This is a genomic window from Vibrio hepatarius (genome assembly GCF_011806575.1).
GTDB lineage: Bacteria > Pseudomonadota > Gammaproteobacteria > Enterobacterales > Vibrionaceae > Vibrio > Vibrio hepatarius_A.
Map to the genome: position 1 here is coordinate 1 of NZ_JAATOO010000031.1, position 20,198 is coordinate 20,198.

The 20,198-nt window shown below is 47.1% G+C and carries 14 protein-coding genes; 6 read left to right on the forward strand and 8 right to left on the reverse strand.

The genetic code is table 11. The features are described from left to right. Positions 1 to 973: 973 nt before the first annotated feature. The 5 genes from HCZ42_RS18975 (at position 974) to HCZ42_RS18995 (ending at position 7,472) form a co-directional block, all read left to right on the forward strand. Entirely contained in the window at positions 974 to 2,689 is a 1,716-nt protein-coding gene (locus tag HCZ42_RS18975; protein ID WP_167422288.1) for an ABC transporter ATP-binding protein, read from the forward strand. A gap of 90 nt (positions 2,690 to 2,779) precedes the next feature. Continuing rightward, a complete protein-coding gene (locus HCZ42_RS18980) occupies positions 2,780 to 4,330 on the forward strand; it encodes an ABC transporter substrate-binding protein (RefSeq protein ID WP_167422289.1) in 1,551 nt (516 codons plus the stop codon). 167 nt (positions 4,331 to 4,497) lie between these two features. Continuing rightward, on the forward strand, positions 4,498 to 5,475 hold the full coding sequence (locus HCZ42_RS18985; protein WP_053410988.1) for an ABC transporter permease: 978 nt from the start codon (positions 4,498 to 4,500) through the stop codon (positions 5,473 to 5,475). A 2-nt stretch (positions 5,476 to 5,477) separates the two neighbouring features. After that, positions 5,478 to 6,416 (forward strand): ABC transporter permease, encoded by a 939-nt coding sequence (locus HCZ42_RS18990; RefSeq protein ID WP_167422290.1) that lies wholly within the window; start codon positions 5,478 to 5,480, stop codon positions 6,414 to 6,416. Between the two features lie 171 nt (positions 6,417 to 6,587). Continuing rightward, positions 6,588 to 7,472 (forward strand): SPOR domain-containing protein, encoded by an 885-nt coding sequence (locus tag HCZ42_RS18995; protein WP_439849006.1) that lies wholly within the window; start codon positions 6,588 to 6,590, stop codon positions 7,470 to 7,472. A gap of 63 nt (positions 7,473 to 7,535) precedes the next feature. On the opposite strand, the gene HCZ42_RS19000 is transcribed toward HCZ42_RS18995, so the two are convergent. From HCZ42_RS19000 to HCZ42_RS19030, 7 genes are all read right to left on the reverse strand, one after another. Beyond that, positions 7,536 to 9,794 (reverse strand): putative Ig domain-containing protein, encoded by a 2,259-nt coding sequence (locus HCZ42_RS19000; RefSeq protein ID WP_167422292.1) that lies wholly within the window; start codon positions 9,792 to 9,794, stop codon positions 7,536 to 7,538. A 232-nt stretch (positions 9,795 to 10,026) separates the two neighbouring features. Continuing rightward, positions 10,027 to 11,586: a hypothetical protein gene (locus HCZ42_RS19005; protein ID WP_167422293.1), complete on the reverse strand. Its 1,560-nt coding sequence runs from the start codon at positions 11,584 to 11,586 to the stop codon at positions 10,027 to 10,029. Beyond that, positions 11,586 to 12,158 (reverse strand): ECF-type sigma factor, encoded by a 573-nt coding sequence (locus tag HCZ42_RS19010; protein WP_167422294.1) that lies wholly within the window; start codon positions 12,156 to 12,158, stop codon positions 11,586 to 11,588. The genes HCZ42_RS19005 and HCZ42_RS19010 overlap by 1 nt, the downstream gene beginning before the upstream one ends. Then, entirely contained in the window at positions 12,158 to 13,606 is a 1,449-nt protein-coding gene (locus HCZ42_RS19015) for a chromosome partitioning protein ParA (RefSeq protein ID WP_167422295.1), read from the reverse strand. The genes HCZ42_RS19010 and HCZ42_RS19015 overlap by 1 nt, the downstream gene beginning before the upstream one ends. A gap of 3 nt (positions 13,607 to 13,609) precedes the next feature. Next, on the reverse strand, positions 13,610 to 14,926 hold the full coding sequence (locus HCZ42_RS19020; RefSeq protein ID WP_167422296.1) for a serine/threonine protein kinase: 1,317 nt from the start codon (positions 14,924 to 14,926) through the stop codon (positions 13,610 to 13,612). Between the two features lie 190 nt (positions 14,927 to 15,116). Further along, the gene (gene gorA / locus HCZ42_RS19025) at positions 15,117 to 16,472 is read right to left on the reverse strand and encodes a glutathione-disulfide reductase (protein ID WP_167422297.1); all 1,356 of its coding nucleotides are present in this window, start codon (positions 16,470 to 16,472) and stop codon (positions 15,117 to 15,119) included. Between the two features lie 150 nt (positions 16,473 to 16,622). Then, a complete protein-coding gene (locus HCZ42_RS19030) occupies positions 16,623 to 17,462 on the reverse strand; it encodes a 23S rRNA (adenine(2030)-N(6))-methyltransferase RlmJ (RefSeq protein ID WP_167422298.1) in 840 nt (279 codons plus the stop codon). Between the two features lie 163 nt (positions 17,463 to 17,625). Between HCZ42_RS19030 and prlC the strand changes: the two genes are divergently transcribed. Next, positions 17,626 to 19,668, forward strand: coding sequence for an oligopeptidase A (prlC, locus tag HCZ42_RS19035; protein WP_167422299.1), 2,043 nt, complete (start codon positions 17,626 to 17,628; stop codon positions 19,666 to 19,668). A 66-nt stretch (positions 19,669 to 19,734) separates the two neighbouring features. Here the strand turns inward: prlC and HCZ42_RS19040 are convergent, their stop codons facing one another. Further along, entirely contained in the window at positions 19,735 to 20,190 is a 456-nt protein-coding gene (locus HCZ42_RS19040) for a DoxX family protein (RefSeq protein WP_167422300.1), read from the reverse strand. Between the last annotated feature and the right edge of the window lie 8 nt (positions 20,191 to 20,198).

Sequence of the window (20,198 nt, forward strand, 5' to 3'; positions counted from 1 at the left end):
TTACCGATTTAATCCTTTTAGGGTCGGGGGTTCGGCTGATATTCGAGATCTGGCTCTTCACCGACCACTATTAAAGCCCTAGTCGAAAGACTAGGGCTTTTTTACGTCTTAAATTTACCGATTTAATCCTTTTAGGGTCGGGGGTTCGGCTGATATTCGAGATCTGGCTCTTCACCGACCACTATTAAAGCTTCAGTCGAAAGACTGGAGTTTTTTACATTCTGAATTTATCGATTTATCACGTTTTAAACATCGAACTCATCCGATAGTAAATCATTCGTCACTGCGTTATTTCTTCTTATTACTTTCATTTTTCTTTTATGCTTCAGAGCAAAATCACCGAATTTTCGTAACTTTTTAGCGTGATTGTTTCTCGAGTTTCTAGCTTCTCACTTGTTCACATTGAGACTCTTTTCTTTCGGTAGTAGTGCCAGCTTTTAGGTGTAGTCGCACGTAAAAATTGTAGTGGACTCTAGTTGTGGAAAACTGGCAGTGCGCTTGTTACGAGAAAATTTTTTAACAGCACTAGATTCTTGGTCTATACATAAATGTATGGATAGATGATAACTCTGTTTTATTGGTTGTATTATGGTTATATATTCCGCTAATTTAGTGTTTTAATGGTTTTTTGTTTTATTTTTGTTAACTAAAATTCTGTTTGTGACTTGAATATTTATGCTTTTTCTTTTAGATGGGTTATATAACTTGTAGCGCTAATTAATAACGCTTTAATCGGTGTTTGGGCGATATTGCAAAGTGGTCTGATCAATTTTTACTTTCGCATAATTGCATATTTATTTTGTTAAGGTGCTTGTTTTTTGCCCGATATCGAATTTTTATCCTATCTTTGTTGCTTTTTTGTGAATTATTTGCCAAATTGATGAGCTTATAAATTGTCAGGTAATAGACTGACTCGAATGGATTCACTTTTCAGACAGGGCAGAAAACTGCCGAAGCAGTAGAGGTCTGGTTAATGTCACTTTTAGAAGTTAAAAATCTTCGTATTGAGTACCCGTCTCGCCACGGTGTGCATGCCGCAGTTAAATCTCTATCGTTCAATATTGAGCGAGGAGAGATCGTCGGTGTGGTCGGCGAATCAGGTGCGGGTAAATCAACCGTCGGTAATGCAGTTATCGATCTGCTCAGCCCTCCAGGGCGTATTGCAAGCGGCGATGTGTATTTAGATGGAGAGTTGATTTCAGGTTTGTCTCCTGAACAGATGCGCAAAGTTCGCGGCTCGAAGATCGGTTTTATTTTCCAAGACCCGATGACGTCTCTTAATCCACTGTTCACCGTTGAACAGCAACTAAAAGAGACCATTCACGCCAATATGAATGTTTCTGATGAAGAAGCGTACAAACGTTCTCTTGCGCTGATGCAGCAAGTGGGGATTCCACAACCAGAGAACCGTTTAAAACAGTACCCGCACCAGTTTTCGGGTGGCATGCGCCAACGTGTGGTTATTGCTATCGCTCTTGCGGGTGAGCCAGACTTAATTATCGCCGATGAGCCGACTACGGCGCTCGACGTCTCTATCCAAGACCAGATCCTACAACTGATTCGCGACCTATGTATTGAACATAACGTAGGTTGTATGTTGGTCACTCACGACATGGGTGTGGTATCCAATGTTACCGACCGTGTTGCCGTTATGTACCGCGGTGATTTAGTGGAGTTCGGACCAACCCAGAAAGTATTAGGTACTCCAGAGCACCCTTACACCCATAGCTTGATCTCTGCGGTACCGCGTTCTGATGTCAAACTCAACCGTTTCCCATTGGTGAGTTACATCGAAGAAGCGACCGAGATGGAGCCACTGGATGTGAAAAACCACTGGCTCGGCCAAAGCCAAGATCAGCGCAGCTACACTGGTGCGTTGCTTAATGTTGAAAACGTCAACCTGCGTTTTACTACCAAAGATTCTCTGTTTGAAAGCCGCCGCGAGTATGTTCAGGCGTCAAATAATGTCAGCTTTGAAGTCTTTGAAGGTGAAACTTTCGGTTTGGTGGGGGAATCTGGTTCCGGTAAATCGACGATTGCTCGTGTTATCGCTGGTCTGTATCAGCCAAACTCTGGTCGCGTTACATTTGAAGGTATCGACCTCACCGCGCTGAAATCTGAAAAAGAACGTCGCCCGATGCGCCGTCAAATGCAGATGGTATTCCAAAACCCGTATTCATCAATGAACCCACGGATGAAGATTGCTGACATCATTGCTGAGCCAATTCGTTTCCACAAACTGACCAATAGTGAAGCAGAAACGAGACAGATCGTTAACGATCTACTTGATCACGTTGGTTTGGGCCGTATGGCTGGGGTGAAGTACCCGCACGAATTCTCTGGGGGTCAGCGTCAGCGTATCTCTATCGCACGTGCGCTGGCGACTCGTCCGCGTCTGCTGATTTGTGATGAACCAACATCGGCACTCGACGTATCGGTTCAGGCTCAGATTCTGAACCTGCTGAAAGATCTCCAAGACGAGCTGAACTTAACCATGCTGTTCATCAGTCACGATTTACCGGTTATCCGCCAAATGTGTGACCGAGTAGGTGTGATGCAGATGGGGACACTGCTTGAAGTGGCGCCAACTGAGCAACTGTTTAAGTCACCTCAGCATGAGTACAGCAAGCAACTTATTTCGTTGATGCCTGAATTCACAGGCTTACGAGAAGAAGTAAAAACGGCGTAAGTCGTAACACTTTCCCAATGCTTGATTGGGGCAAAATAAACACAAGCAAATACAACAACTAGGGATAAATCCCGCATAAGGAGTTATGCAATGAAAACCATGAAAAGCAAACTAGCAGTGGCTTTAATGGCAGCAGGCTTAAGCTTTAGTGCAGCTGCAGCAGATATCACCATCGCGTATGATGCAGATCCAGTATCTCTTGACCCGCATGAGCAGCTATCTGGCGGCACACTGCAAATGTCTCACATGGTGTTTGATCCACTAGTGCGTTACACGCAAGATTTAGATTTTGAACCACGTCTAGCAGAGAAGTGGGAACGCGTTAACGACACTACTTTCCGTTTCCAACTACGTAAAGGCGTGAAGTTCCACTCTGGCAACGAAATGATGGCTGACGATGTGGTGTGGACATTTGACCGTCTGAAAGACTCACCAGACTTTAAAGCTATCTTCGAACCATACGAGAAGATGGTTAAAGTCGATGACTACACGGTTGAGCTAGTGTCAAAAGGTGCTTACCCGCTTGTACTACAAACGGCGACTTACATCTTCCCAATGGACAGCAAGTTCTACTCAGGTACAACCGCTGACGGCAAAGATAAAGCGGAAGTGGTGAAGCACGGTAACTCTTTTGCATCAACTAACGTTTCAGGTACAGGTCCATTTATTGTGACTGCACGTGAGCAGGGCGTAAAAGTGGAATTCGAACGTTTCGACGGTTACTGGGATAAAGACACAGGTAACGTTGACAAGCTAACACTTGTGCCAATCAAAGAAGACGCGACGCGTGTTGCAGCCCTTCTTTCTGGTGACGTAGATATGATTGCTCCAGTTGCACCAAACGACCACCAGCGTGTAAAAAGCGCGAAAGGTGTTGATCTGGTAACACTGCCTGGTACTCGTATCATCACGTTCCAAATGAACCAAAACAGCAACGAAGCGCTGAAAGACGTTCGCGTTCGTCAAGCGATTGTTCACGCAATCAACAACGAAGGTATCGTGAAGAAAATCATGAAAGGCTTCGCGACAGTTGCGGGTCAGCAAGGTCCTGAAGGTTACGCGGGTTACAATGCTGACCTAGTGCCACGCTATGATCTGAAGAAAGCTAAAGAGCTGATGAAAGAAGCGGGTTACGAGAAAGGCTTCACGCTAACTATGATGGCACCAAACAACCGTTACGTGAACGATGCGAAAATCGCTCAGGCAGCGGCAGCGATGCTATCGAAGATTGGTATCAAAGTTGACCTGAAGACTATGCCTAAAGCTCAGTACTGGCCAGAGTTCGATAAGTGTGCAGCAGACATGCTTATGATTGGTTGGCACTCAGATACCGAAGATTCAGCGAACTTTACTGAGTTTCTAACCATGACTCGTAACGAAGAGACAGGTAAAGGCCAGTACAACTGTGGTTACTACTCGAACGCAGAAGTGGATAAGCTAATCGAAGAGTCAAACGTAGAAACGGATCCGGCGAAACGTGCAGCGATGCTACAGAAAGTAGAAACCACGCTGTACAACGACGCGGCATTTGTTCCTCTGCACTGGCAAAACCTAGCGTGGGGCGCGAAATCTAACGTAGATATCGCACCTATCGTCAACGCGATGAACTTCCCATACCTAGGTGATCTAGTCGTTAAATAACAACTAGTTAAAAATGTAATACTGGCATCCGCCCGATGCGGATGCCAGCTCATTTTGGGTGCTTAACTTTGTTTCAGTCGGGTTAGGTGCCATTTTTAAGACTGAATATGCAATTCGAGAATCTCTCAGTTGCAGGCTGAAAACTATGGAAAGTTAAGGGGCAAGGAATGTTTTCGTTTCTGGTCAAGCGCCTGTTTCAGGCACTGATAGTGATGTTTGTGATCAGTTTAGTGGCGTTTGCCATTCAGGATAACCTGGGTGACCCGCTGCGTGAGCTTGTTGGTCAGTCTGTTTCTGAAGCGGAGCGTCAAGCTTTGCGTGATGAACTGGGCCTAAATGATCCCTTTATTGCTAAATACACTCGCTTTGTAGGCGCTGCGCTACAAGGTGACCTTGGTACATCGTACTTCTTCAAACGCCCAGCGGTTGAAGTTATCTTAGATAAATTGGTCGCGACACTGGAACTGGTGTTTGGCGCTACCATTATCATTATCTTTCTCTCTATCCCACTGGGTGTGTACTCAGCGATTCATCCCAAAAGTTTCTTTACTAAAGTGGTCATGGCACTGAGTAGTGTCGGTATTTCTATCCCCGTATTCTTAACCGCCATCATGCTGATGTATGTATTCTCTATCGAGCTCGGCTGGTTGCCGTCTTATGGACGAGGAGAAACCGCTAATTGGTTGGGCTGGGAGTCCGGCTTCTTTACCCTTGATGGCTTAGCGCACTTGATCTTACCGTGTGTGGCGCTTGCTTCTATCATGCTGCCTCTGTTTATCCGTCTGGTTCGTTCTGAGATGCTGGAAGTGCTGAGCTCGGAATACATCAAATTCGCTAAAGCGAAAGGCTTGGCGCTAAACAAAATCTACTACCAACATGCACTGAAGAACACCATGCTGCCGGTACTCACCGTTGGTGGTGTGCAAATCGGTACTATGGTGGCATACACCATCCTGACCGAGACGGTTTTCCAGTGGCCAGGCACTGGTTTCCTTTTCCTTGAAGCGATCAACCGCGTAGATACGCCTTTGATTACCGCTTACGTTATTTTCGTCGGCCTGATCTTCGTCGTCACCAACACGATTGTTGACTTGCTATACGGATTGATTAACCCAACGGTGAACCTAACAGGAAAAGGAGCATAACCATGAGCCAACTAGCTGCAGCTCCTTCTCGCTGGGAGCGTTTTAAACAATCAGATTTTCTTTACTACTTTAAACGCGATAAAGTCGCGATGGCGAGCTTTAGCGTCTTTATGATGTTTTTGGTGATGGCGTTAGCTGCACCGCTCATTGCGCCAACTGACCCGTATGACCTAATCTCCATTGACATTATGGATTCCGAGCTACCACCATCTTGGATGGAAGGTGGCGATGAACGTTTTGTATTGGGAACGGATGAACAAGGCCGCGACATTCTTTCGACGATTCTTTATGGCTCACGCCTGTCATTAACCATTGGCTTTTTAGCAGTCGGTCTACAACTGCTGTTAGGTATCGTGATTGGTTTGTCGGCGGGTTACTTTGGTGGCCGCATCGATAGCTTCCTAATGCGTTTTGCCGATGTTCAGTTATCGTTTTCGACTATGATGGTCGCGATCATTGTATCGGCAATCTTTAAGGCGAGTTTCGGGAGTGATTTCTACAGTCAGTACGCGGTAGTGATGCTGGTGGTGATCATCGGTGTGGCAGAATGGCCACAGTATGCGCGGACTATTCGTGCGTCCGTATTGGCCGAGAAGAAGAAAGAGTATGTCGAAGCGGCGCGCGTGATGGGCTTTAAAGCTCCGCGTATTATGTTCCGCCATATCCTGCCAAACTGTTTATCACCAATCTTGGTTATCTCAACCGTACAAGTCGCAAACGCGATCATGTCAGAAGCGGCACTTTCTTTCCTCGGTTTGGGCTTGCCAGTTGACCAACCATCGTTGGGTGCACTGATCAGTATCGGTTTTAACTACATCTTCTCTGGCGCTTGGTGGATTACCGCTTTCCCTGGTGTTGTTCTTGTGACACTGGTATTGGTTATCAACTTGCTTGGTGACTGGTTACGCGATGTATTTAACCCGAAAATCTACAAAGGGTGATCTAAGCCTAAGATTTAGTTGCAAAAACCTTTCTACACTAAGAGTCGTAATTTATTACGGCTCTTTTTTTGCATTCTATTTATTGCAGCGGAGCCGATAAATCCACGACAATATCGAAACGCTCGAATACCTAAACAGGACTGAGTAAGGACTAGGGAAACGAAAATGACGATGCGAAAGCGACCTTTAGTGAACATCTTGAGTATTTCGACACTGTTGATGGTGATGACACCTGCGCCGACGTCGGCAAAAGAATTCCTGTGTGATGCGACTCAAGCATCGACGACGCAGTTACCTCAGTTAGATAAAAGTTGTCCTATAGGTAAAGGTCTATGGGGTAAGCAGAAACCTAAGTATCAAGACTCGCAATTTTGGATTCAGTGCGGGATCTACAATAAGCCACTGGCTCTTGATAAAGCTAAACGACTTTATCAGCGTATTTCCACCGATGTGTGGATGAAGCCGGAAGATAACGGTTATCGCTGCCTAATTGGCCCGTATACCACGTTTGCTCAAGCGAAAAATGAGCTTGTTCAGGTACAAAAGCAACCTGGTTACAAAGAAGCGTTTATTCGTGAGGTATCGGGAAAACTTGAGCATAGTAAACCTGCTCGTCCGGCGAAAGAAAAGCGCTCACCAGTGAAGAAAGTGACGACGACTAAGATGACTAAAATGGTGACGCAACCAGCGCGTAAGGCAACGTCAACACCAGCAAACATCAAAAGTGATATTTCTATTCGCTTGCAAACGTCACTCAATAACACCGACTACAAAGTCCCTTATATTTTGCTGAGTGACGACTTGTTCTATATGGAACATGAGTTACCTTGGAATCGTATGAGCTATGACGGCGCGTACAAAACCTGTCGACAGATCGGGATGCGTTTAGCCAATCCGCAAGAATGGAAAGTGTTGTTGGATTCAAAAGTGATGGAAAAAGACAACTGGCCAATTCACCTGCCGTATTGGGGCGCAGAACATACTGGACTATTTTATAGCGGTAAGGTTAACCAACTAAAAGGCAGTTCACGACTCAACGTCATGTGTGTGAAGTAGCGTAAACATGTAGATAAGAAAAAGCCCCGCAATGCGGGGCTTTGTGTTTTATTTAGTCAGTGATTACTCGGTGTCACCAATGCCTGTCCATTCGATATTGAACTTGATGGCTTCAATGTATTCGCCTTGAGCGCTTTTAACTCTGCCGATGATGCTGTAAACGTTTCCTACCGTTAGCGCTGGTAGGTCAAAGTCAACCGCTGCATGTTTGATCATAGTGCCGTTAGGACCACTGTCTTCTTCACCAGTAAAGCACTCAATCGGGCTACCATCCCAATCTGTTGAAACTACTGTACCAATATCTTTGCCAGTAAATTCAAATTGATAGAAAAATTCTCTAACTTCGCTACAAGTAAAGTCCTTGTTGTCGATATCAAAGAACACATTGGCATCCATTACGTTGTTATCGTGTGAAACGACATTGTCTGTCATCGATACCGTGATTCTGCCCAGATCATAGTAAGGGTATTGCTCGGCTGGTAAGTACATACCAAAGCTACGACCATCAGGGCCCACATCAGATTTGATAGTTAGGCGTTTATCTGCATCGGTTTTGTTGCTGAAGTAAGTGTAGAGCTCTCCAGAGCCGTCGCTTGTATCACGGTAAACGACGGTTTGTGCACCAGGAGAAATGTCATCCGCTGCTCCTTTCACTTCGATAGCGAGCGTTTCAGTAAAAGCTTGGCCATCTTCGAAACCATTGAAAGTCGCGACTAAGGTGCCATCTTTAATAACATAAGATGAACCTTCCATTGGTGTTTCTGCAGCGGAACATGAGGTTAGGTTGTCGATAGTACGTTGGTTGCCATAGATAACATTGTCTTCGAAGCGAATCGAATCACACCAAATGTTGCTGTAGCTATTCTCGCCAGCACCGTCAGAGCTGCCATGGTCCAATCGGTACCATGTTTTGCCTTCTAGTGGGTGAACTGGCTCAACAGTCGTGCCTTCAGCGATAGCAGGCAGTTCAAACATTACGTATGGCTCATCTGCATTAACGCTGTCTTTGGCGTAAACGTATAGGTGTTCAGCCCCTGCTTCTGCCGAGTTAGGGACAGGACCATCGAATGAAACGTTGCCGTTGCCATCCACATGAACTTGGAAGCCAGTCTCTACACCACCATTTATGCTTAGCGATGTCTCTACCGTGTATGTCAGAAGGTCTGAGTCTGCATCGTCAAATAGCGTTGAGATGTTCAATGTATCAACAGGTTGCTCGCCTTCGACCCAGTACCAAGCATCGACTTCGGCTTGTAGTTGCGCTTGTACATCTTCGTTGATCACTGGCGCTGTGTTTGGCACTTCAACCGTCACTGTGAAGATTAGCGGGTAAGAGCGTGCTTTGTGCTCATCAGTCGCAAACACCTGGTAGGTAAATACGCCTGCTTCTTTTGGAGTACCGCTGATTTCGCCAGTTGTCGAGTTAATGGATAAACCGTTCAGTCCATTCGCCAGTTTTAGCGCTTTTAGCTCGTATGTTAGCGTGTCAGTGTCAATATCGGTAAATGAAGCAGTGAATGACGTAATAGCACCGCCTAGCACTACTGTGATCGGCTCGATCGTCTGAGAACTTGTTGGGCGATGGTTTTTGTCTACCACAACAGGGCTGTCATCTGTTGGTACAGTAATAACAGGTGCAAAATCGGTGATATTACCGTTGTTTTCGATAATATCGTTCGCTTCTTTTGCAACGAGATCGGCGACTTCAAGCTGCTTCTCAACGTCGATTTCAGCGTTATCAACCAGCGCTTCACCGATAGCGTTTAGCGCTTGAGCTTCTTTCGATTCGTCTGATTTTGCGATGTAGTCGCCAAAAATCATCGAAGCGTCTACGTTAAGACCCGATTGAGTTAACTTAGCAACCACTTCTTCTTTTGCTGCTTTCTTCGCCGCTACGACATCTAATGTTGGATCACTGGCGAGCTGCTTAGCAACCTTCTTCACTACCATGTTGGTCATTGGGTTCACAACGCTTGAGCCCGATGTAGACGCTAACGAGAAGGTTTCTGTTACGATACCGCGAGTCGTGTCTTCCGTTTGACCTGCGACTGCTTGGATAAACACTGTTTGCGATTTGTACTCTTCTGGAAGGGTAAACTTACCGTATTCGTTGGTCACCACATCCAGTTTCGTATCTTCACTGGTGTCTAGAACCAAGTTCTCGTTGGTATCTACCCATACAGCGGCATTTTTCAAGTAACCATCAATGGCAGTGATCTCTAGGCCCCTTTGTGCTGTTGATGTGTTGTCGCTCCCTGAACCACCGCCACAACCAGTAAGAGCTATAGCCACTGACGCTGCTAGCAAACTCATTTTTTTCATTCTGAATGTTCCTTTTTCAAAGGTTAGTTATCTATTGTTTTGAATCGCAAAAACTAAAACGAAAGTTTAGTTTTCTGATAAATGAGTCACTTTGTAGGGCTTTAGAGAGGAGAAAACAAGGCACGAAAAACAGCGGAAAAACCGTAAAATTATTTGCATAAATTTGTTTGAATTCATTTTGCTGCATTATGCAACCATTTGGACTGGTTGCGACGTGCCTAGCGGAGTCAGGTTAGTTTGGGTGTGAGTAGATCAGGTTTAACTTAATTTCTTCTACGCGATCGGCAAATTCTGGTTTCGGCCGTAAGATATAACTGTACACCTCGCCCGCGAGTAGCTCATCGTATGGTGAGTAATTCAGGTCAAACGCCAAGGACACTTGGCCTGTCGTTAAGTTGCTGGTGTACTCGTAACAGTCGATATTGTATGTCGGGTCGTATGGATACGGAGAGGTGATGATATCGATTTGATAGTCGCCCTGACCAGCGATGACATGGCTGTTGTACCAGAAGGCGATATCGGCACAACGCAGACTTTGCTGGTAAGTACGCAGATTGAGATCGGAATCGATGGTTTCACCAAAAGGCCCTACAGCCTGAGTATTGTGGTTATAGATAAAGTTGCCAATTTCACTCACCAGATACTCGCCGTTTGGCAGCGGCAACAGATAGTCAAAAAAGGCGATCTGGTATAGATAGCGCCCAGTAGACGCGTTGATACGTTGTTCCATCGCTGAGCGATTCTTCTGCATGGTGTAGCTTTCGAACTGCTTGCCGTCGTATACGCTGACAAAGTAGTTTTCGACTTCCGGATGTTTGATCGAGGCGTACTGCTTTTTTAGCGTCCAGATTTGCTCTGCGTCGAACGATGAGCGTCGGCTGGAGATGATTACGTCGTCTCCGTTCACCTCGTAGTTACCAATCTTCTGCAAACGGTCTTGATTGGGGCATTGGGTCTTGTTGGTTGATGCGGCGTAATAAACGTCTTGTTGGATAAACTTAAATGCTTCGCAATACACGACTTCGTAAGGTGTCGATTGCCCCGCCAAGTTGCTGGTGGTTTCAAGGCGATAAACTGTTTCGCCTTCTAAGGGGTGACTGAAAAGCTGGTTTGGGCGAATCAACAGCAGGTCAAAGTGTACCGAAACCCATGCATCTTCTTCGACGCCGTGGTGGTCATCACGTGCAGAGATGGTCAGCTTTGGAGCGAAAGTAGCGGCAGGAACCCCTTTAAGTTCTAGCGTTGATGTTCCCGCGAGTTTCACGCCTGAAAGATTCAGCTCAATACGTTTGGATAAGAAATCATGCTCAGGGTCGTCAAACAAGTCTGCTGCCCATAAGCTTAGCTTGGTCGGTTTGCCTTCGATAAGCTCCCAGCGAGAGATCTCGCGCTCAATACGTAAATAGGCGTCTTGATTGAGGACCGGTTTGCTATTGTCATCCGCTGCAATCAGTTCGCTTTTTGGGGCCGTGATGGCGTGCGTCTGTGTGTCACCATCGATGTGATAGTCATTGAGTGGCTCACTTGGTATTGCACTGAACTCAGTCAGTGGCGTTGGCTCTGCCTCTGGCGCTATATCTTCTGATATGTCTAGCGCCAGTCCTGATGTTGTTGCTGAATGAGCAGAACTTGCATTGAACGATAATGATGAAGAATGCGGCTGGCTACTATCTCTATCGACCTGAGATGGTAGCTCGGTGTTGGCTGGTGTTGTTCCGCTGGTCGTTTCGGTTTGTAGCCAAGCGAATAAGCCTAGCGTGATGGCTAGGCTGGTTAGGGTTCTTTTCTTCATTAGGATGCGATTCGAGACTGTAACCAACTGCGCGAGAACTTTAGGTCTTTTTCAATCAGGCTATTGCTGCACTCCAACAGGCGACTGATCTCCTGATTTTTGAGCCCCATTAGGTATTTCAGTTTCAGCGCGTTGGATTGTCTTGGGTAGCGTACACTGAAGTTATCCAGCGCCTGATCGAGTGAAATCAACTGTTCGAATTTGATGTCGTTGCTGGATTCTGCGACCAATCGCTGCTGCCTTTTTTGCGCCTGATGTGCACGCGCGTTGTCGATGAGAATTTGGCGCATGACCTTAGACGCCATCAAATAGAACTCCTTTTGTGAACTTAAGTCATTAAGATCGGAGCCTGACATCTTTAGGTACGCTTCATGGATCAGTGCTGTAGTACTGTTGACGCTGTCAGCCAGTACTTTGTTTTCATCGCCGTATTTCTTCGCGCTACGGGCACGCTCTTGTTGGGCAATTTTCCTTAATTGCAAATAAGCGAACTGATACAACTGATTCTCCGCTTGCTTGTCGCCAGACTGCCATTGATTGATGATTTGGGTCAATGAGGTCAGGGGTTCCACTACATGTTCTCCTTAACTTTTACATATTCGGAAATGGCGTACGTGTTGAGTTGGTCACTTCCATCCTGTGCACGGGACAGGGTTTGTTGATAGCGGTATAAAATACCTTTGTCCCAATGCTCTCCAGCAGGGAGGTATTCCCAAGTGGTGTACAACGGCTTGGGCTGTGGCGGTAAATACCAGCGCACAACGATGTTGAGCTGCTCGATGGAGGCGGTGCTAGAACTGCCGTTGACCCACCACATATCGGCGTACTGCTGAGTCACATCCAAGGTATATCGACTGGTGTCGGTAGGACATTGCTCTTGGATGAGCTCCGTTTGTTTTACCGTGCCGTTTTCGATCAGTAAGCAGCTTTCTTGTATTTGCTTATCGGCATAGTCGGTCTTTCGCCAGACGCCTTGGTAAGCGAGCTGACTGCGCTTTTCTTCTGGGTAGGTGAACCAGATGTCTTCGCCTTTATTTGGGTGATGAACTTGGTGCTTTTTTCCCAGCCCTTGTGATTTTTCCATCAACAGTTGTGCGGTTGGGTCAAAGTTGATCGCGATGGAGCGGTATTTCCAGTCTCCCTCATCGTCATAATTGTCGATTGAGAAACCATTGAGGTCATTACGGGTGCAGCCGCGGGAGGCGCATTCAAAGGTGCCAAAATCATCTGGGAAATCAGACAGCTTAGTGGTGATCATTTGTGGGTTATCACTTGGACGAATCTGGCAGCCAAAGAAGTGGTCACCGATACTCGGATATTCGATGATTTCGCTTTCGGTTAATCGATAGGTCACTTCACCGATAGGCGGTTGATATCTTGGGTGATTGCGCAGTCTCAGGTCATAAGCGCAGATACGGCCATTCACATCACGTTTTTTGATCACCACGTTGGTCAACTTGCGGTTTAGCGGGTCAAAGATAACCTCGTCGGATTGGAAATTATCTTGGATAAACTGCTGGCTCTCATTGAGGTGAGCGACCGCTTCTTCCATGGACGCTAACGTACTCAGTCCGAGACGTTGCATGTCTTCTTCTAGTAGCTGGTTTAGGTCAAGAGTCTTAAGTCCGGATTGGAAAGCAGAATCACTGAGCTGCGAGTCGAGCAGCAAAATTTCTTGACGGTTTTCCGGAGTGCTATCAAGCGATAGCAGTAAGCGCGTGATATTGATACTACGGCTCGGCTTGGTCGATATCATCGTTGGTGTGATGATTTCTTGTGCCGAAACTGTTGAGAGTAAGTAGCTGTTTTCATCCTTGCCAAGGAAAAAGCTGATCACATCACCGGAGCGGTATTGAAACGCGCCTTTGTCCGTTTTTCCCGATAGCTCAGAGCTGGTTTGGTAGTACAAGCCAGAGACGGGGGAATCGATGAAATAGCCTGTATGAACCTCCGCACTGTTTGCGTAGGCAAGGCTAGAGAATAGTAGGCCGACAAGCGGCAAAGTTCGAATTGGCTTCATAAATTACGACTGGCTTGTTGAAGAGTCTGCTGCTTTTTCTTCGATGGGCGTCATCATCACTAGCAGCAGTTTTTGCTTAATATGTTTAGGGATATCGGGATTCGATAAGATGCGTCTTCGGGTGGCGTCGACGACCATATGTAGCGGCATGTTTTGTGCTGCTTGCGTTTTGGAATGAAACATCATGCTGGAGACTTCAAAAATCATGTTCTCGGCGACGAGTTTCTCCCGCTCTAACTGACGATTTTTGCTGACTAAGGCGCTGGAGAAGAACAGCCCTGACACCGCAAGAGTGAGGCATAAAGTGCACGTCAGTGGATGGCGCTGGAACAAACGCAGCGATGGGTAAAAAGGAACGTGTTGGCGTAAAGAAATAGGGCGCTTGGCCAAAATGGCTTCGACGTCTCGGCGCATCAGTTTGACGCACGAATAGCGGTTGGCAATCTCTGCTTGAGTGGCTTTTCTCTGAATCGACAGTAAGTCGGAGAATCGCTTTTCCTCTGGGAACAACCAGGTCAGCAATTTACCCAACGAGTAAATATCGCTGGCTGCGCCAATACTGCATCCGGCTTGCTGCTCAGGACTGGCATACTCTTTACTAAAAGCCCGTAGACCTTCACTTGCATTGTTGCTCTGCTCTGACGCTTTCTGTGTCAGGTTAAAATCAATCAGCTTTACGTGGTGCAACCCGTCAATGAGGATGTTTTCTGGCTTTAAGTCGCCGTGGACTACGCCTTGTTGATGAGCGTGTTCGATAGCACTACACAGCTGGATGAACAAACGTAACTTCTCGTGTTTGGTCAGTGAGTGTGCCACCAGATAGGCATTAAGCGATTCGCCCTCAACTTGTTCCATCACAATGTAAACGTCGCCGTTATGGATGCCGCCATCAAAGACTTTGGCAATGTGAGGATGGCTGAGTTTCGCCAGCATCTGCGCTTCATCAAACAAGGCGCGGTTACCGAAGATTTGGCTGAGGTCTGATTGGAGGAATTTGATCGCTAGCTGTTGCTCGAAAGTCTGATCGGCGCGACAAGCTGCGTAAACGACGCCTAATCCACCTCGCCCCAGTTCGTGCAGAATATGGTATTTATCGATGTGCTGACCAGAGTAGTCGTACTCTGCAAAGGCGCCATTCAACAGTGAAAGTTGGAATATATCTTCAACGTACTCGGCGTCTTCCGCCTCGACTAGCGCCGAAACCTGTTTGTATAAGTCAGGGGCGCTGATTCTCAGCTGATTGAGGGCGTCGGATTTTTGCTTGTCGTCGAGGTCTAGTAACGAATAGTAGATCTCAGTCTTTGTTGAATCTAGCTTCACTGCACTTTGGCTAATATTTATAATTGTTAGTGAAGTGTATTAAAAATTGGAATGAGAATCTCGGAATTTTCTTACTTTTGAGTTTCTTGCTGCAATTGGATACAAAAAAGCAGCCTAGACTGGCTGCTTTTTAAACATACGCGTAACGAACTATGAATGCGTTACTTAAACGCATTGATATGTTTGTCGATTAACGCATCGTCACGAACTCTTCGCTGCCTGTTGGGTGGATAGCGACAACAGAGTCGAAGTCTGCCTTGGTTGCGCCCATCTTTATCGCCACGCCAAAGCCTTGGATCATTTCATCGACAGTGAAACCGATGCCGTGCAGACCAACGACTTTCTCATCTTCACCCGCACAAACCAGTTTCATCTTACATGGTTGACGGTGCTTGGTGACTGCGGTGTACATTGCTGTAAAGCCAGACGTGTAAACCTTAACGTTGTCTTTGCCGTACTTCTCTTCAGCTTCTTGAGTCGTTAGACCGATAGTGCCGATTGGTGGGTGGCTGAATACGACAGTCGGGACCAAGTCGTAATCCATTTTCGCGTCTGGTTTGTTGTTAAACAGACGCTCAGACAGTTGACGACCCGCTTTTACCGCGACAGGGGTGAGCTCGATACCGCCTTCCATGATGTCGCCAACACAGTAGATGCCAGGTACGTTGGTTTGTTGGTACTCATCGACTTTGATGTAGCCTTTGTCGTTCGTTGCCACGCCAGTTGATGCTAGGTTGATCGCGTCTGTTGCTGGGTGACGACCGATCGCCCAAATTAGCTGGTCAACGTTTTGGCTCTCACCGTTTTCTAGGTGCAGAGTCAGGCTGCCGTCTGCTTCTTTGATGATCTCTTTTGGTACAGAGTGAGTGTGCAGTGTTGGACCTTCTGCATCCATCACTTCAACCAATGTCTCGATGATCATTGGGTCAAAGCTGCGCAGTGGCGACTCTTTACGGACAAATAGGTGCGTTTCAGTGCCTAGTGCGTGCAGTACGCCAGCGATTTCTACCGCAATGTAACCCGCGCCAACAACGGCGACGCGTTTTGGTTGCTCTGCTAGGTCAAAGAAACCGTTTGAATCGATACCGTATTCAGCGCCCGGAATGTTAGGGATAGTTGGACGACCACCAACGGCGATCAGGATATGATCGGCGGTGTAGTGTTCACCGTTTACTTCCACGGTTTTCTCGTCAACAAACTTAGCGAAGCCTTTGATGACGTTAACTTTGTTGTTGCCTAGTACGCGGTCGTAAGATTGGTGGATGCGGCCAATGTACGCCTGACGACTCTCAACCAGTTTGCTCCAATCGAAGCCTTTAACGTCAACGTCAAAACCGTAGTCTTCCGCGTACAGGTTCATCGCTTCTGCGATTTGTGCACCGTGCCACATGACTTTCTTTGGTACACAACCAACGTTTACACACGTACCACCAAGGTCTTGAGCTTCGATGAGCGCTACTTTAGCACCGTACATTGCCGCGCGGTTTGCTGATGCGATACCGCCGCTGCCGCCGCCGATACAGATATAGTCAAAATGAGTCGCCATTACTTTCTCCGTTTATCTAGGGGCGAGGGCAGGGTTTCACTATTGTGAGGCCGCAAGCTCCCTGAGAGTTTAAATGTGGTTTATCTTTTATATTGAGGATGAATCGGTTGAACTCAATCCATCCTGTGTAAATACCGCGGTTTCTGATTGTTACTCAGGAACAATCCAATCTACTTTCCAATGACCGGTTGCCGGCGCAATTGCTTCCTTGAGGAAAGGCAAAATTTCTTTCATTTGGCTTTCCAGCTTCCACGGCGGGTTGATGACTATCATGCCAGAAGCCGTCATACCGTGCTCGTTGGTGTCAGGTGCGACACCCAATTCAATTTGTAAGATTTTGCGAATGCCTAGACTTTCTAGCCCTTCGATCATGTCTTCGATGTCGTGACGATTGACCACAGGATACCAAATCGCGTAGATGCCGGTTGCCCAGCGTTTATGACTTTGCCAGATTGCTTGCACGACATCGCGGTACTCTTTTGCGAGTTCGTACGGTGGGTCAATCAACACTAAACCGCGACGCTCTTTCGGCGGCAAGCTCGCTTTCAGGCGCTTAAAACCATCTTCTTTGTAAATGCTGACCTGACGATCACGATGAAACTCTTGCTCGAGTAACGGGTAATCGCTTGGGTGCAATTCGGTTAGCACCATGCGGTCTTGTTTACGGATCTGTGCACGCGCGACACGAGGCGATCCCGGGTAGTAGCGTAGTTTGTCGCCGTTGTTGAGTGCTTTAATTGAATCTAGGTAGCTTTCAATGTCCGCCGGAATCTGTGTTTGCTCCCAAACGCGAGCGATACCTTGTTTGTATTCACCGGTTTTTTCCGACCATTCGTGAGTAAGATCGTATCGACCAACACCAGAATGGGTATCGTGGTAGACAAAAGGCTTATCTTTTTGTTTTAGAGCATCAAGGATAAGGCTTTGAACAATATGCTTTATTACGTCAGCGTGGTTACCCGCGTGAAAGCTGTGGCGATAACTTAACAAAATATTTCTCTCAGAATCGGTGCGAGGAGCATTATGAATAATTGGACCTTAGTATACGTTACTATTGAAAATTGCTGAACCTACCTATATTTACTATCTAAGATGAATAATTCATAACAGCGAGGATCGCTAGGATACCTCACTGAATCAAAAGGAATCTTATATGTCTAACCCACTACTGACTTTTACGGACCTGCCGCCGTTTTCTCAGATTAAACCCGAGCACGTAAAACCAGCGGTAGAGCAGGCGATTGCCGACTGTCGCGCTAAGATTGAGCAAGTGCTAGAAGGCAACACGTCGCCAAGCTGGGAAAACTTGGTTGCCCCAATCGAAGAGGTGGATGACCGTCTAAGCCGTATTTGGTCACCGGTGAGTCATATGAACTCGGTAGTGAACAGCGACGAGATACGTGAAGCGTACGAAAGCTGTCTACCATTGCTGTCAGAATACGGCACTTGGGTTGGACAACATAAAGGCTTATTTGAAGCGTACAAAGCGCTGAAAGCAGATAAGTCTTACAAGTCGCTCTCTCAGGCGCAAAAGAAAACCATCACCGATGCACTGCGTGACTTTGAATTGTCTGGTATCGGTTTACCGGCTGACCAGCAGCATCGTTACGGTGAAATCAGTAAACGTATGTCGGAGCTGGGTTCTAAGTTCTCGAATAACGTGCTGGATGCGACCATGGGCTGGACCAAGCACATTCGCGACGAAAAAGAGTTGGCAGGCATGCCGGAATCGGCGCTGGCAGCAGCGAAAGCGGCCGCAGAAGCCAAAGAGTTAGACGGTTACTTGCTAACACTTGATATCCCGTCTTATCTCCCTGTGATGACGTACTGTGATAACCAAGAGCTGCGTAAAGAATTGTACGAAGCGTATGTGACACGCGCGTCTGATCGTGGTCCGAATGCAGGCGAGTGGGATAACAGCGAGATCATCAACGAGCAACTGAAACTACGCCATGAAATCGCGCGTATGCTCGGCTTTAACACCTTCAGTGAAAAATCACTTGCGACTAAGATGGCGGAAAATCCGTCTCAGGTATTGAGCTTCTTAAACGATTTGGCCAACAAGGCGAAACCACAAGGCGAACACGAAGTGGAAGAGTTACGTCAGTTTGCTAAGAGTGAATGTGGCGTTGAAGAACTCAACCTATGGGACATCGCCTACTACAGCGAAAAGCAAAAACAGAAGTTGTTCCAGATTTCAGACGAAGAATTACGTCCTTACTTCCCAGAAGCCAAAGTTGTCAGTGGCTTATTTGAGGTCTTGAAGCGTGTGTTTGGCATGTCAGTCAAAGAACGTAAAGGCGTCGATACTTGGCACGAATCGGTGCGTTTCTTCGATATCTTCGACGCAGACGATAAGCTGCGTGGTAGTTTCTACCTAGATCTTTACGCCCGTGAACACAAGCGTGGCGGTGCATGGATGGATGAATGTCGCGTGCGCCGTATCAATGCCGATGGTGAACTGCAGTCACCGGTTGCGTACCTGACTTGTAACTTCAACCGCCCGGTTGGCGACAAGCCTGCGTTATTCACCCACGACGAAGTGGTGACGCTATTCCACGAATTTGGTCACGGTATCCACCATATGTTGACCCAAGTAGAGACTGGTTCTGTCTCGGGTATTAACGGCGTTCCTTGGGATGCCGTCGAGCTACCAAGTCAGTTCCTAGAGAACTGGTGTTGGGAAGAAGACGCGCTGGCGTTTATCTCAGGCCATTACGAAACGGGTGAACCGCTACCAAAAGAGATGCTAGACAAGATGCTGGCGGCGAAGAACTTCCAGTCGGCGATGTTTATTTTGCGTCAGCTTGAGTTTGGTCTGTTTGACTTTACCCTGCACACCGAGTTCGACCCAGAAGTCGGCCCGCGAGTACTGGAAACGCTGGCGGAAGTGAAGTCAAAAGTGGCGGTATTGCCAAGCCTAGAGTGGAACCGTTTCTCTCACAGCTTTAGTCACATCTTTGCTGGTGGTTACAGCGCGGGTTACTACAGCTACTTGTGGGCAGAAGTGCTGTCTTCAGATGCGTTTTCTCGCTTCGAAGAAGAAGGCATTTTCAACGCGGAAACGGGTAAGAGCTTTCTCAATAACATCCTAGAGATGGGCGGCAGTGAAGAGCCGATGGAGCTATTTAAGCGCTTCCGTGGTCGTGAGCCAAAAATCGATGCCTTGCTGCGCCACTCGGGTATCAGCGCTTAACACCGATAGCCAAAACAACAATGCCCTCAATATCGAGGGCATTGTTTTATCTGAGCGTTGGTAGGGTTAACGCGTGAGGCGTTTTTTCAGCAGACGATCGATAGAGAAAGGACCCGCTCCCCAGACGATCACCACCAACATCATCAATCCCCAAAGCTGGTGGTCATGGAATCCGCGCTCCCACAGCAGCGGGTAAGACACCACCGCGATGATATTGAAGACGAATAAAATCGCGCTCATAGGACGGGTCAATAATCCGAAAGCGACAAAAATGGGTAAGACTAGCTCGGCAGCCGTGCCGAGATAAGCGGCGAGTTGCCAAGGTAGCAGCGGCACTTGGTATTCATACTCAAACAAAAACAGCGTGCTATCCCAAGTGGCGATCTTCGTCAGTCCAGAATTAAAAAATACGTAAGCGACCCATAAGCGGCAAAACAGTAGCAACAAGGGAACAAAAAGGGTTTGAGCTTTGCCAATCAGCGAGTCGTAGCGGGTAATGGTGTTCTTGATGGCAGTCGACATAGTTGGCT